This is a genomic window from Haloarcula rara (assembly GCF_029338235.1).
GTDB classification, from domain to species: Archaea; Halobacteriota; Halobacteria; order Halobacteriales; family Haloarculaceae; genus Haloarcula; species Haloarcula rara.
In genome coordinates, this window is record NZ_CP119785.1 from 1,968,444 (window position 1) to 1,980,300 (window position 11,857).

Genomic DNA, 11,857 nt, shown 5'->3' on the forward strand with positions numbered 1-11,857 from the left:
GCGGGGCTTTCTGGCCGTACACTGCAGCATTCGTGTGTCAGATTGCTAGCGGGGCTTGCTGGCCGTACACTGCAGCATTCGTGTGTCAGATTGCTAGCGGGGCTTTCTGGCCGTACACTGCAGCATTCGTGTGTCAGATTGCTAGCGGGGCTTTCTGGCTGTTTCCAGTAGGTCCGGCCCCAACAGTCACCACAACGAGAACAGCAGGTCTTTAGCCGGGAATCGACAACACAGGGGCAATGACAGTCATCGGTGTCGTCGGACTCCCCGGCAGCGGCAAGAGCGAGGCGGCCGAGGTCGCCCGCGAGATGGGCGTCCCGGTCGTGACGATGGGAGACGTGATTCGCGCGGAGTGTCGCGAGCGCGGGCTGGACCCGGCGACCGACCACGGGACCGTCGCGAAGGCGCTGCGCGAGGAGAACGGGCCGGGGGCCATCGCCGAGCGGTCGCTGCCGATTATCGAGGACGAGCGGGCCGGCCACGACACCGTCCTCGTCGACGGCATCCGCTCGGACGTCGAGGTCGAGGCCTTCCGGGACGCCTTCGGCGAGGCGTTCGTGCTCGTCGAGATATCGGCCCCCTTCGCCGTTCGCGCCGAGCGGCTGGACCTGCGGGGGCGAGACGCCAGCGTCGAGGAGGGCGGCGAGTCCCTCGAGGACCGCGACGAGCGGGAACTGGGCTTCGGGATGGGCGAGGCGATGGAGATGGCCGACGTGACCATCGAGAACACCGACTCGCTCGCGTCGTTCCAGCGCCGCATCCGGACACTGCTCGAAGATGGCGTGGAGGCCCAGTCGTGAGTAGCGTCTACAGCGTCGACGTCGAGATTACGGCGCCGGTCAACGACACCGAGGTCACGGCGAGAGTTGCGGACGCCATCCAGAACCTCTTCCCGGAGGCCGACCCCGACCACCGCGATGGCGAACTCGTCGCCGAGGTCCACACGATGGAGGGCTTCTCCGAGGAACTGCACCGTGCGGAGATTCTGGACACGGCTCGGTCGGTCTTCTTCGACAACCTGACCGGCGACCAGTTCGCCTTCGACCTGAAGAAACAGGCGGCATTCGAGGGCCGGGTGAACTTCGCCGTCGGCGAGCCCGCCGAGCTGGGCGACATCCGCGTCGACGTCACGGTGCGAGCCCCCGGCGCCGAGAGCTACATCGACTACGTGGCGCCCCCGACCGAGGACGGCAAACCCGTCGACACGGAATGACCGAGGCGCTCTGTTTCGCCCTCGACGAGGTGCTGGTCCACCGGACCCGCGCTGACGCCGATATCCTGCGGGACGTCTTCGCGGCCCACGGCATCGAGCCGTCCGACGAGGTCCTGACGACGGCGCGGGACGCCTTCCGCGATGCCTTCGAGAACCTGGAGCCAGCCCCCTACCGACAGTCGATGGCGGCGGCCCGCTCGCTGGCCGAGGCCAACGGGTTGGCCGCCGACCCGGACGCGATGGTCGCGACGCTACGCGAGCGGACGTACGCGGGAACGACGGTTCCCGACGCGGCCCGGGAGAGTCTCGCCGGGCTGGCCGAGGACAGCGCGCTGGCGGTGATTACCGACGGCCCCCGCGAGTGGCAGGTCGGCAAACTCGACCACCACGACCTCACCGACCGGTTCGACGCCGTCGTCGCCTCCTACGAGGCGGGTTCGCACACGCCAGATACGGCCCCGTTTGAACTGCTGTGCGAGCGCCTGCCCGCCGACGAGTACGTGATGGTCGGGGACAGCGAGGACGTCGAGGGCGCGCGGGCCGCGGGCTTTGTCCCCATCGAGTACAGCACGGCGGGGGCGGACCTCTGGGCGATCATCGACGCCTTGCTCTGACCTACTCTGCCAGATAGACGCCCGCCTTCGGGTGCTGGTCGGCGTCCTCGACGATGCGGTCGTCGTCCCGGGCGGCCTCGATGGCGGCTCTCGCGGACTCGCGGCTCATCTGGCCCACGACCGACATGACGTCGACGAGTTGGTCCTCGTTGATGCCCTGCCGGCCGCCGGGCGCGTTGCTGAGTACCGATGGCGCGTTCTCCTCGAAGAAGCGCAGATAGGCAGCGGGGTCGCGCTCGCCGCCCAGCTGGTCGTGCCACGCCGCCGGATACTGGCTGATGCGGCCGCCCTCGAGTTCGTAGAGGCGTTCCCCGTCGGCGACCCAGCCGTCCGAGTCGGTGCGGCGCTCGTCGACGACCTCGCCGAAGACCTCGGTGTCGAAGCTGCTGTCATCGCGTTCGTTCAGATCCCGTGCGTACGCGGCGATAGCCGCCTCGGGGACACCGGGCCGGTCGTCGTGATACCGTTCGAGGATGTCGACGAGCGCCCCAGTTCCGAGGCCCTCGCCCTGGTGGACGATCTCGTCGACGGCCTGCTGGTCGGTGTCTACCATACCGCCAGTACTGTCGTCGAACCGATAAGCCGGCGGCTTTCAGATGCCACTGGCGAAGATAGCGAGCCATCTACCTGCCTCGCGCGGTTCGGTCACCGGCGTGGCGGTCAGTACGCCCGCTGCAGGACCACGTCCCCGCCGCTCGTCCGGACGGTGACCCTGTCGCCGTCGTTGTTCCAGACCGCCCCGCTGGCGCCCCAGTACCGGGCGGTCGCGTTGTCGCTCCCGCTGCCGGTGTAGAGGGTGGTCCGTTCCCCTGGCCCGAGCGAATAGATTCCGAACGTGTAGCTGTGGCCCGCGGCGTCGGTGACGGTCCAGCCGGTGAGGTTCAGGGCGTCCTCGCCCCGGTTCGCGAAGACGAGGTACTCGTCGTTCAGATTCTCGTTGTCGTTGCCCGCGGCGTCCTCGTGAATCTCGACCAGCGCGAGTCCCGAGGGGCTCGTGGTCGCCGTGGCCGTCGTCCAGTCGGCCGCCTCGGGGTCTACACAGCGCCAGAGGCCGCGACGGGCATCACGGGCGCCCGCCTCGGCGGTCGTGAACGACCCCTGCTGACTGAAGTCGCTGTCGTAGACCCTGGCACGCCCGCTCGCGACGAGCCGGTAGTTGAATAGCCGCTCGTCGACGACCACGTAGGCAAGCAGCCGGTCGTAGTAGCCCCGCCGGTCGAGATTGGGGTCCGTGGCGATGCCGACGGTCCGTCCCAGGAGTCGGTCTTTGGCGAAGTTCGAGGCGTTCGTCCCGGCCTCGCGGAGACAGTCCGCGCCGGCCGCGGTGTCGGGGACCCCCTCGAACTCCGCGGGGTCGTTCTCGGCGTGTACCTCCGGCGTGTCGACGCCGACAAGCCGAACGGTGTCGCGCGTGCCGTTTTTGTACTCGATGCGGATGGTGTCGCCGTCGACGACGGCCGTGACGGTGACCTGTGTGGTGTCGGCCGGGAGACTGGTCGCCGTCCCCGGCGCCGTCGGAGCGGGCCCCGTCCCGGAATCGGGAACGAGCCCGCCACAGCCCGCAAGCAGGACTAGCACGACCACCACGCCGGCTCGCCGACCTGTCATCGTCGGACCGAGGGCACCCACCTACACAACCTTTCGGGCGGAGAGTTATGACACTGGCCCGAGAGAAACCAGTCGATGCTCGCCCTGCACGTCAGTGAGGTCATGCAGACGCCCGCAAGCACTATCACGCCCGGGAGCCCCATCGTCGAGGCGGCGACGCGGCTCCGCGACGAGGGCATCGGCTCGCTCGTCGTCGAGCGCAACGGGGAGTCGGTCGGCATCGTCACCGAGAGCGACATCGTCGCCGTCACCGCCGAGGAGGGCGACACGCGACAGCTGACCGTCGCGGACGTGATGGCGACGGCGCTGGTGACCATCTCGCCCGACGCCGACCTGGAAGTCGCCGTCGACCGACTGCGCACCCACGGCATCAAGAAGCTCCCGGTCGTCGAGGACGGCGAACTCGTGGGTATCGTGACGACGACGGACATCTCCCGGTACGTCCCCCACATCACCCGTCCGAAGCTGTCACGCGAACCCCGCCCCGAGCGGCGCCGTTTCACCCGCCCCGACACGCTGTACGAGGACGACGACTGGGAGTTCGACAGCTACGGCGTCGCCGACGGTATCGACGTGGGCGACCACGTCCGCTTCTCGAAGACGCTCTCGGAGAACGACGTCGAGCGCTTCGCCGAGATCAGCGGCGACACGAACCGGCTGCACCTGGACGACGAGTTCGCCGAGGGGAGCCGCTTCGGCCGCCGCATCGCCCACGGAACGCTGGTCTCGGGTATCATCAGCGCCGCGCTGGCCCGACTGCCCGGCCTGACCATCTATCTCTCTCAGGAGCTCTCCTACCGGGGGCCAGTCGACATCGGCGACCGCGTCACCGCCCACTGTGAGGTCGTCGAACAGCTCAAAGAGAACCGCTTCCGGCTGGCGACTGCCGTCGACGACGGCGACGGGGAGTGTGTCGTCGAGGGCGACGCGGTCGTCATCTCGGACCCGATTCCCGACGCTGACTAGGGCACCAGCAGTATCGTGAGCGCCAGGGCGATCCAGCCGATTTTCAGCCCCGTGTTGACGGCGATGACCTTCGAGCCGAACTCCCGGCCCCAGATGCCGTACTGGAACGGGATGGAGCGTTTGAACGTCGAGACGGCAAAGGAGACGATGCCGCCGACGAGCATCGTCGCCACCGCCGTCCGAGCGGTGAAGGTGCCGTTCTCGATGAGCGGGGCGATGACGACCGCGCCGGAGGTCGTATCGAGCGCGAAGGCCGCCACCACTGGCACGGCCGCGCCCGGCAGGCCGAGCAGCCCGGTCAGCCCGCTGGCGCCGGTCGTCAGCGCCTGTCCGGAGCCCCCCGCCAGGACGAGAATCTCCTCGGAGTACGCGACCAGCAGGGCCACGACGACGTAGATGCCGGCCAGTCGCGGGAGAATCTCGCCGAGTTTCTCGCCGGTCTCGAAGAGCGCTTCGAGGACCCGCTCTACGTTCGTCTCGGGTTCGTCCTCGTCGTCGCTGGCCGTACCGTCGTCCGCACGGGTTTTGGCGCCCCCGTCCGGCGTCGCGGCCATCGCCCCGCGGTCGACGTTCGCGCTATCGAGCAAGACCGCACCGGCGACGATGCCGGTCAGCGTGATGGCGAGTGAGATGAGCCCCCGCGTCGTCACGTACAGCACGCCGACGCGGGCCCCGAGGATGGGAATCAGAATCGGGACGTAGAACGTGACGATGTGCTGGGCGAACCCGAAGAACGTGTTGATGGTCACCGCGACCAGCGTCGCGCGGTCGTCGAGCACGCCGGACTCGCGGAAGTCCGCGAGCATGCCGTAGCCCGCCGTCGGCGAGGCGGTCGTCGTCAGGATGGCGGTGCCGACCTCATCGGGGAGGTTCGCCGGGCCGGTGAGATACTGCGAGACGACAGCTATCTTCTCGACGAGGCCAAACGAGACCGCGAGATTCGCGAGGAAGACGCCTATCGAGAGGAAGATGGCGATTCGCAGGACCCGCCAGACGACGTCGGCGAGCAGCGTGACCAGCGAACTCACGCCACGCAGTTCGGTCGACAGCGTCAAAGAGGCGTCGGTCCCCGCGTGTCGGCCCGGGACTTGCAGCTGCAAGCGCCAGCGTTGGAACGCCCGGCCCGATAGGCTATCCGATGGAAGAGAACCAGACGACAGCTTCGGACGACGTCTCGGTCCAGCGAAACGAGGAGATTTTCAACGACGACGGGACGCTCGTCGGTATCGTCGGCGACGCGACCGCGGCGGGGTTCACGGTCGAGACGGTCGCCTCAGTGACCGTCGCACACGGCGACGCCGCGCGCCACGACGACGAGGACCCCGGCCAGGAGTTCGGCGAGGGGTACATTATGTGGCGATGCACCGAGTGCGGTGAGCTGGGGGAACTCGACGAGGGGTTCCCGGAGACCTGTCCCAACTGCGGGGCGCCGCGTGAGGCCATCACGAAGGACCGAGAGGACTGAGACCGCCGTTTCCCGCCGGCTACACCAGCACCCTGACGGCGCCAAAGAGCACCAGCACGCCCAGCACGTCACACACGTTGGTGACGACGGGGATGACCACGTCGTCGGGGTCCAGTTCGAACCGGTAGGCGGCGTAGGTCGTTATCGTCGTGACGGCGACCGCCAGCGCCGCCAGCACGACGCCGCTGAGGAGCGCGACCGCGACGACCGTCGACAGGGCGAGCCGGGTCCCGCCGAGCAGGAACTGCAACAGCCACGCGCCGGCGCCCACGAGCGGGAAGACGGTGACCGCCAGCGCGATGGTGGCGACGGCGTTGCCCACGAGTCGGTCGTCCTCGGTGCTGAAAGAGAGCAAGCCGAGGTGCAGGGCCGTCGAGAACCGCGCCGCGAGGATGCTCCCCAGATTGCCGGCCATCCCGATGGTGACCGGCACGAGCACGAGTAGCGTCGGGTAGCGAAGCAGCGTCGACTCGAACGTATCGAGGACGATACCGCTGCCCAGTTCGATTGCGGTGAGGACGATGAGGACTGGCAGCATCCGGCGGACGATACCCCGCACGGTCCAGTTCGACGCCACCACGCTATCCGCCCCCCAGCGCGAGGACGATACGGGTCGCCACCAGCAGCGTCGCGATGCCGACGACGTCACCGGTCGTCGTCACCACCGGCCCCGCCAGGGTGTCGGGGTTCAGCCCGCGACGGTAGCCGACGAAGACGACCGAGACGACCGCGATGGTCAGCAACACGCCCGAAATCAGGCCCGCGAGCAAGGCGATAGCGACCAGCGTCGACAGCGACGCCGACGGCCGACCCAGCACGCCAAGCAGCGCGACCGCCAGGACGGCGGCGATACCGCTGACCATGACGCCGTTTGCCAGTGCCGCCGCCACCGCCGCGTTCACCCGCTCGTCATCAGTCGAAAAGGTCGGGTCGACCAGTCCCTGATGGAGCGCCGACCCCAGCCGCGCCCCCAGCGACCCGTAGACGTTTCCACGCGTCGCCAGCAGCGCCGGCACCAGTACGAGCAGGCCCGCCACCTGCTCCAGCTCGGCGTCCATCCCGCCCAGAACGACGCCTGCGAACAGTCCGCCGGCGGCACTGAGTGCCAACACGGGCAGTGACTCCCGGTAGGCCTCCTCGGCCACCTCGCGGACGGTCATTACGACACGCAAGCGCGTCCAGTCGCAAAAAGCACCCGTCTTTGGCGCTGCCGATAACAGCGCGGCCTGGATTACTACCGCGATGGATACAGACAGCCAGAAAGCCCCCGGACGCTGGACTCCCGCGGCTCGTTGCGCGCTTCGCTCACTACGTTCGCTCCAGTGCTTACGTCGCCGGGGTTCGTCCAGCGTCCGGCCCCTTTCAGTCCCACCCAACGCTGTTTGACCAGCCGGCATGGGTGGGACTGAAAGGGGCGGCGGGCTGAAGGAAGGCGGACGACGTCACCGAAAGACGGCTTTGCCGTCTTTCGAGATGATGAAAATCGTCTCGCGATTTTCAGATCACAAGCACGCGAAGCGCGCCTGGTTCGAAAGGCGCGCAGCGCCTTTCGTTCATCACGAGAGAGCTCCGCTCTCTCGGACGACAGCGAGTCCCCCGAGTTCAGCCCGCCGGGGCTTTCTGGCTGTTCACGATAGCAGTAAACTCATCGGCACTATCTGTTGCTAGGGACCGAAGTGTTCACACTGACTGACCCCTACCTCCCCCTAATGACGGAGCCACGGGTGCTGCTGACGAACGACGACGGCATCGATGCGCCGGGGTTGGCGAGCTGTTACGAGGAACTTCGGGCGGTCGCGGACGTGACGGTGGTCGCGCCCATGGAGAACCAGAGCGGCGTCGGGCGAACCCGGAGTCACCGTACCGCCCGCGAGAGCCACCCGTGGGGGTACGCCCTGGACGGGACCCCCGCCGACTGCGCGGCGTACGGGCTGCGGGGGCTCGATGAATCGTTCGACCTCGTCGTCTCGGGCTGTAACCACGGGCCAAACGCCGGCAACTACGTCGTCGGCCGCTCGGGAACGGTCGGGGCCTGCGTCGAAGCGGGCTTTCTGGGCACGCCAGCCGTCGCGGTGTCGGCGTACCACTGCGAGGACTTCTTCGTCCACCCCGCGGCGGAGTACGATTTCGACCGCCCGGCCCGGGTCATGACCGAGGTGGTCGTCAGGGCGCTGTCGGGCGATATCTTCGATACGGCTGACTTTTTGAACCTGAACGTCCCCGTCGACGTGGCGGACCCCGAGATGCGGCTGACCGAGCCTTACCACGATTACGACCTACAGGTCGAACACGACACGGCGACCGACGTCGACGAACAGGCGACCCAGGGGACCGTCGGCGACATCGCGCTGCGCGACGTCGTCTGGCCGGACACCGCGGGGTGGGAGAACCCCTTTGACGGCGAGGCCGACCTCGCCGAGCGCTACCCTGAAGGGAGCGACCGTCGGGCCATCATCGACGGCGCGGTGAGTTGCTCGCCGCTGACGGCGCCAGCGGTGGGCGTCCAGTCCGACGCACTCGACCGGCTGGTCGGAGAGTTTAACGAGAGCGAAGCGGTCCGCAAACGCAACCGGTAGTCCGACTACTCCGTCGCCTCGACGGGGTTGCGCCGCCGGAGCCGCCCCTCGTCGTCGAACCGTCCGGCCTCGTCGGTCACGTACCACTCGCCGGTCGTCGCCGCCGTCGCGACGTCGCTCGTCTCCCAGTAGCGCTCGACGACGTGGTCGCCACGGAAGGCGACAGTGCCCACTTCGGTGATGGCGACCTCCGTCCCGGGGAGCGGGTCTCCCAGTGCCGTCAGCTGTTCGGCGCCGTACTCGTTGACACAGCCGACGCCCGTGAGCTCCGTCGTCCCGAAGACCTGACTGACCGGGACGCCGAGCCCCCAGAGGAACTGCGTCGTCTCCGGGTCGAGCGGGTCGGTCCCGGACAGCGCGTGGTCGAGGTCCCCGAGCCCGAACGACTCCCGGAGCGGCCCGAACACGACGCGGGCCGCCGCGGAATCCGTCAGCGACCCCGTGTTCCCGTTCTGGACGGCCTGTCCCCGGTCGATTGCGGCGCCGTTGGCCAGCCGTCGTTTCAGCCCGCCCAGCTCCGCTATCGCCGCCTCAAGCTCCGACCGGAGGTGGTCGTACAGTTCCGGGGACCCGATAAGGACGTCCGGTTCCACCGCTTCGAGCCCGCCGACGACGTCGTCCGTCGGGATGTACGCCGCCGCTGCCCCCCGGTTCCAGAGGTAGTACGTCGCCGCCCGGTTGAAGATATCCGACTGCGACAGCACGGCGGTCCCGGTCGACCCCCGCGTGGCCGGGAACTGTTCGGAAAGCATCGCGGCCGCGGCCAGCAGGTTCCGGTGTGTGACCGCACATTCGACCGTCCCCATCTCCGCCCCGGGCGGGGAGACGATGGTCGCCACGTCGTCGGGGTCCGCGTCGAATCCCGGGAGGGTGTCGCGGTTGCCGGCGGGCAAGTCGCTGATGTCGAACACCTGCTGTGCGCCCGCCCTGACGGCCTCGCTCGCGGTGCCGTCGACGACGACCGTCTCGATGTCCGTGGTGGCCTCGACCGTGACCGTTCGTTCGTCCGTCTGGCCCGCCTGGATGGGGACGGAGACGACGCCCGCGAGATGGCAGGCGATATCGACGACCGACCAGCGGTACGAGGGCCGAGCACAGATACCGAGCGTCGTCCCGGGCTCGACGTCGGCGTCCAGCAGGCCGGCGGCGACCCGCCACGCCTGCGTGTACAGCTCACGGAACGTCTGTGATTCGTACCCGTCGCCAGTCGGGACGTACGCGGCCGGCCGGTCGCCGTGGCGGTCGACCTGCCGTGCGAACCAGTCCGCGACCGTCCCTTTCGGTATGGATACCGTCCCGCCGACGTAGACGTCGCTTTCGAGTTCCACCTCGGTGTCCTCGGCCTCGTAGGTCCGCTCGCCCCCTCGGGTCTGGTTCAGTTTCCCGGGCTGGTACTCGTAGTCCTCCGGCACCTCTTCTTGGTAGTACTCACTGTACTTCTGGTCGATGTCGGGGCCGGCGATGTGGGCGTCGAGCCACTCCTTCGTGAACTCCAGGACGTCCGTCGTTATCGGATCGCCGTTCTCGTGGCGCTCGCGGAACTCCCCCACCGTCTCGACGAACTCTTCGTGGAAGTCCTTGTGGTCGTAGAAACAGTCCGCACAGTCCATCGCGTACCCGCAGTCCTGCATGAACTCCTCCTCGTCGCCGAAGTGGTACTCCGTGTACCGCTCCAGTTCCTCGAGGATATCCCCCACCACCGCCTCGGAGTGACCCGCTTCGATGGCCACGTGCAGGTCGTTCAACAGCCCGAACAGGTGTTTGTGCTGCTCGTCGAAGCGGTCGATCTGTGTGCTGTACCGCTCGTCACGCCACTCGATGAACTCACCGTCCGACTCGGCCATACACCCGACTTCGTAACGAAACAAAAAAGCGAGACCGGGAATTCCCACTCAGTGAAAACTGCCTCGAGCGACTCAGAACGGGCCGCCGCCCATCCCGCCCATGCCGCCGCCCTCGCCCTGTTGCATCTGTTTCATCATCCGCTCCATGTCGCCGTCGCCCATCCCCTGGAACTGTTTTAACATCTGGGACATCTGCTTGTGCTGTTCGAGCAGTTCACGCACGCGCTCTTCGGGCTTGCCCGAGCCGGCACAGATGCGCTCGGTGCGGGACTGGCCGATGATGCGCGGATTTTCGAGTTCCTCTTCGGTCATCGAGTCCATGATGACGTCGAAATCACGCATTCGCTCCTGGGTGACGTCCATCGCGTCGTCGGGGAGCTGGTCCATCAGCCCGCCGCCCATCCCCGGAATCATGTCCATCACCTGGTCGAGCGGCCCCATGTTGTTCATCGTCTCCATCTGCTTGCGCATGTCCTTCAGGGTGAACGAGCCCTCCAGCATCTGCTCGGGGTCCCAGTCCTCCTCCTCGTCGCCGGTCTCCTGCATCGCCCGCTCGACGCGCTCGGTCAGCTGTTTCAGGTCGCCCATCCCGAGCAGCCGGGAGATAAAGCCAGAGGGCTCGAAGCGCTCGATGTCCTTGACCGTCTCACCGGAGCCCAGGAAGGCGATGGTCGAGTCGGTCTCGTCGACGGCGGCGAGTGCGCCCCCACCTTTCGCCGTCCCGTCCAGTTTGGTGATGACGACGCCGTCGATACCGATGGCCTCCTGAAAGTCCGCGGCCTGGCTCTTGGCGCTCTGGCCCATCGCGGCGTCGAGTACGAGGAGGTTGCGGTCCGGTTTGACCTCCTCCTCGATGCGTTCGATCTGCTCGATGAGCTCCTCGTTTAACCCGTCGCGACCCGCCGTGTCCACGATGCGGACGTCGGCTTCCTCGGTCGCCTCGAGCCCGTCGCGGGCGATTTCGACGGGGTCGTCCTCGTCGGGGTCACCGTAGAAGTCGACCTCGGCCCGGTCGGCCATCTCCTTTGACTGGTCGTAGGCGCCGGGCCGGTCGGTGTCGGTCTGGATGATGGCCGGTCTGAGTCCTTTCGTCGAGAACCACCACGCCATCTTGGCGGCGGTGGTGGTCTTCCCCGACCCGTAGAGGCCGGCGAGCATGATGGTCTGTTCTTCGAGCGGGAGTTCTGTGGACTCCCCGACCATATCGACCAGTTCCTCGTAGACGATGCGAAGCACCCAGTCCCGCGGCGTCGTGCCCGCCGGTGGCTCCTCCTCCAGGGCGCGGGTCTTGATGTTGTCCGACAGCTCCTGGACCAGCGCCACGTCGACGTCCGCCTGCAACAGCGACCGCTGAATCTCCTTGACGATGTCCTCGATGTCCTCTTCGGAGATGCGGGACTTCCCCCTGAGGTTGTCCAGCGTTCCCCGGAGAGAACTTCCGAGATTGTCGAGTACCATTGTTGGCCCCACCTACAGCACCGCGCGGGTAAAACACTGCGGTCCCACCTTTTTTCTTCGTCGGGTGTCCGCAGCGCCGCCATCGGCGGCGCTGCGGGCACCCTCCTCGAAAA

13 protein-coding genes are annotated in these 11,857 nt (G+C 67.5%); 6 read left to right on the forward strand and 7 right to left on the reverse strand.

The features are described 5' to 3' along the window. The first annotated feature begins 239 nt into the window (after nt 1-239). The 3 genes from P1K32_RS10475 to P1K32_RS10485 are packed head-to-tail and all read left to right on the forward strand — an operon-like array spanning nt 240 to nt 1,827. Nucleotides 240-800, forward strand: coding sequence for an AAA family ATPase (locus P1K32_RS10475; RefSeq protein ID WP_276249679.1), 561 nt, complete (start codon nt 240-242; stop codon nt 798-800). Continuing rightward, complete coding sequence (locus P1K32_RS10480) at nt 797-1,213, forward strand: RNA-binding domain-containing protein (RefSeq protein ID WP_276249680.1); 417 nt, start codon at nt 797-799, stop codon at nt 1,211-1,213. The genes P1K32_RS10475 and P1K32_RS10480 overlap by 4 nt, the downstream gene beginning before the upstream one ends. Further along, nucleotides 1,210-1,827, forward strand: a complete 618-nt coding sequence (locus tag P1K32_RS10485) for an HAD family hydrolase (RefSeq protein ID WP_276249681.1) — start codon at nt 1,210-1,212, stop codon at nt 1,825-1,827. Before P1K32_RS10480 ends, P1K32_RS10485 begins: the two co-directional genes overlap by 4 nt. 1 nt (nt 1,828) lies before the next feature. Here the strand turns inward: P1K32_RS10485 and P1K32_RS10490 are convergent, their stop codons facing one another. Together P1K32_RS10490 and P1K32_RS10495 are read right to left on the reverse strand one after the other, a co-directional pair. Next, nucleotides 1,829-2,380: a hypothetical protein gene (locus tag P1K32_RS10490; RefSeq protein WP_276249682.1), complete on the reverse strand. Its 552-nt coding sequence runs from the start codon at nt 2,378-2,380 to the stop codon at nt 1,829-1,831. 107 nt (nt 2,381-2,487) lie between these two features. Continuing rightward, nucleotides 2,488-3,435: a lamin tail domain-containing protein gene (locus P1K32_RS10495; protein ID WP_276249683.1), complete on the reverse strand. Its 948-nt coding sequence runs from the start codon at nt 3,433-3,435 to the stop codon at nt 2,488-2,490. A gap of 75 nt (nt 3,436-3,510) precedes the next feature. Here P1K32_RS10495 and P1K32_RS10500 point away from each other — a divergent pair, with 75 nt between their 5' ends. Next, nucleotides 3,511-4,401 (forward strand): CBS domain-containing protein, encoded by an 891-nt coding sequence (locus P1K32_RS10500; RefSeq protein WP_379691091.1) that lies wholly within the window; start codon nt 3,511-3,513, stop codon nt 4,399-4,401. Here the strand turns inward: P1K32_RS10500 and P1K32_RS10505 are convergent. Beyond that, the gene (locus P1K32_RS10505; RefSeq protein WP_419181067.1) at nt 4,398-5,438 is read right to left on the reverse strand and encodes a nucleoside recognition protein; all 1,041 of its coding nucleotides are present in this window, start codon (nt 5,436-5,438) and stop codon (nt 4,398-4,400) included. The genes P1K32_RS10500 and P1K32_RS10505 overlap by 4 nt on opposite strands. Before the next feature lie 101 nt (nt 5,439-5,539). Here P1K32_RS10505 and P1K32_RS10510 point away from each other — a divergent pair, with 101 nt between their 5' ends. Next, nucleotides 5,540-5,866: a DUF7130 family rubredoxin-like protein gene (locus P1K32_RS10510; protein ID WP_276249684.1), complete on the forward strand. Its 327-nt coding sequence runs from the start codon at nt 5,540-5,542 to the stop codon at nt 5,864-5,866. 19 nt (nt 5,867-5,885) lie between these two features. Here the strand turns inward: P1K32_RS10510 and P1K32_RS10515 are convergent, their stop codons facing one another. After that, complete coding sequence (locus tag P1K32_RS10515; RefSeq protein WP_276252188.1) at nt 5,886-6,404, reverse strand: magnesium transporter; 519 nt, start codon at nt 6,402-6,404, stop codon at nt 5,886-5,888. A gap of 43 nt (nt 6,405-6,447) precedes the next feature. Next, complete coding sequence (locus P1K32_RS10520) at nt 6,448-7,026, reverse strand: magnesium transporter (RefSeq protein ID WP_276249685.1); 579 nt, start codon at nt 7,024-7,026, stop codon at nt 6,448-6,450. A gap of 549 nt (nt 7,027-7,575) precedes the next feature. On the opposite strand from P1K32_RS10520, the gene surE reads away from it, so the two are divergent. Beyond that, nucleotides 7,576-8,442: a 5'/3'-nucleotidase SurE gene (gene surE / locus P1K32_RS10525; protein WP_276249686.1), complete on the forward strand. Its 867-nt coding sequence runs from the start codon at nt 7,576-7,578 to the stop codon at nt 8,440-8,442. Between the two features lie 5 nt (nt 8,443-8,447). Here surE and P1K32_RS10530 read toward each other — a convergent pair whose 3' ends face one another. After that, nucleotides 8,448-10,286 carry a bacteriohemerythrin gene (locus P1K32_RS10530; RefSeq protein ID WP_276249687.1) on the reverse strand — a complete coding sequence of 613 codons (1,839 nt, stop codon included), beginning with the start codon at nt 10,284-10,286 and terminating at the stop codon, nt 8,448-8,450. Between the two features lie 72 nt (nt 10,287-10,358). Next, complete coding sequence (locus P1K32_RS10535) at nt 10,359-11,744, reverse strand: signal recognition particle protein Srp54 (RefSeq protein ID WP_276249688.1); 1,386 nt, start codon at nt 11,742-11,744, stop codon at nt 10,359-10,361. Between the last annotated feature and the right edge of the window lie 113 nt (nt 11,745-11,857).

What these genes read in the sequence shown, in the direction of transcription:
- P1K32_RS10475 (WP_276249679.1), top strand. Translation starts at nt 240, where the DNA reads ATGACAGTCATCGGTGTCGTCGGACTCCCCGGCAGCGGCAAGAGCGAG.
- P1K32_RS10485 (WP_276249681.1), top strand. Translation starts at nt 1,210, where the DNA reads ATGACCGAGGCGCTCTGTTTCGCCCTCGACGAGGTGCTGGTCCACCGG.
- P1K32_RS10490 (WP_276249682.1), bottom strand. Translation starts at nt 2,380, where the DNA reads ATGGTAGACACCGACCAGCAGGCCGTCGACGAGATCGTCCACCAGGGC.
- P1K32_RS10495 (WP_276249683.1), bottom strand. Translation starts at nt 3,435, where the DNA reads ATGACAGGTCGGCGAGCCGGCGTGGTGGTCGTGCTAGTCCTGCTTGCG.
- P1K32_RS10500 (WP_379691091.1), top strand. Translation starts at nt 3,511, where the DNA reads ATGCTCGCCCTGCACGTCAGTGAGGTCATGCAGACGCCCGCAAGCACT.
- P1K32_RS10510 (WP_276249684.1), top strand. Translation starts at nt 5,540, where the DNA reads ATGGAAGAGAACCAGACGACAGCTTCGGACGACGTCTCGGTCCAGCGA.
- P1K32_RS10515 (WP_276252188.1), bottom strand. Translation starts at nt 6,404, where the DNA reads ATGCTGCCAGTCCTCATCGTCCTCACCGCAATCGAACTGGGCAGCGGT.
- P1K32_RS10520 (WP_276249685.1), bottom strand. Translation starts at nt 7,026, where the DNA reads ATGACCGTCCGCGAGGTGGCCGAGGAGGCCTACCGGGAGTCACTGCCC.
- surE (WP_276249686.1), top strand. Translation starts at nt 7,576, where the DNA reads ATGACGGAGCCACGGGTGCTGCTGACGAACGACGACGGCATCGATGCG.
- P1K32_RS10530 (WP_276249687.1), bottom strand. Translation starts at nt 10,286, where the DNA reads ATGGCCGAGTCGGACGGTGAGTTCATCGAGTGGCGTGACGAGCGGTAC.
- P1K32_RS10535 (WP_276249688.1), bottom strand. Translation starts at nt 11,744, where the DNA reads ATGGTACTCGACAATCTCGGAAGTTCTCTCCGGGGAACGCTGGACAAC.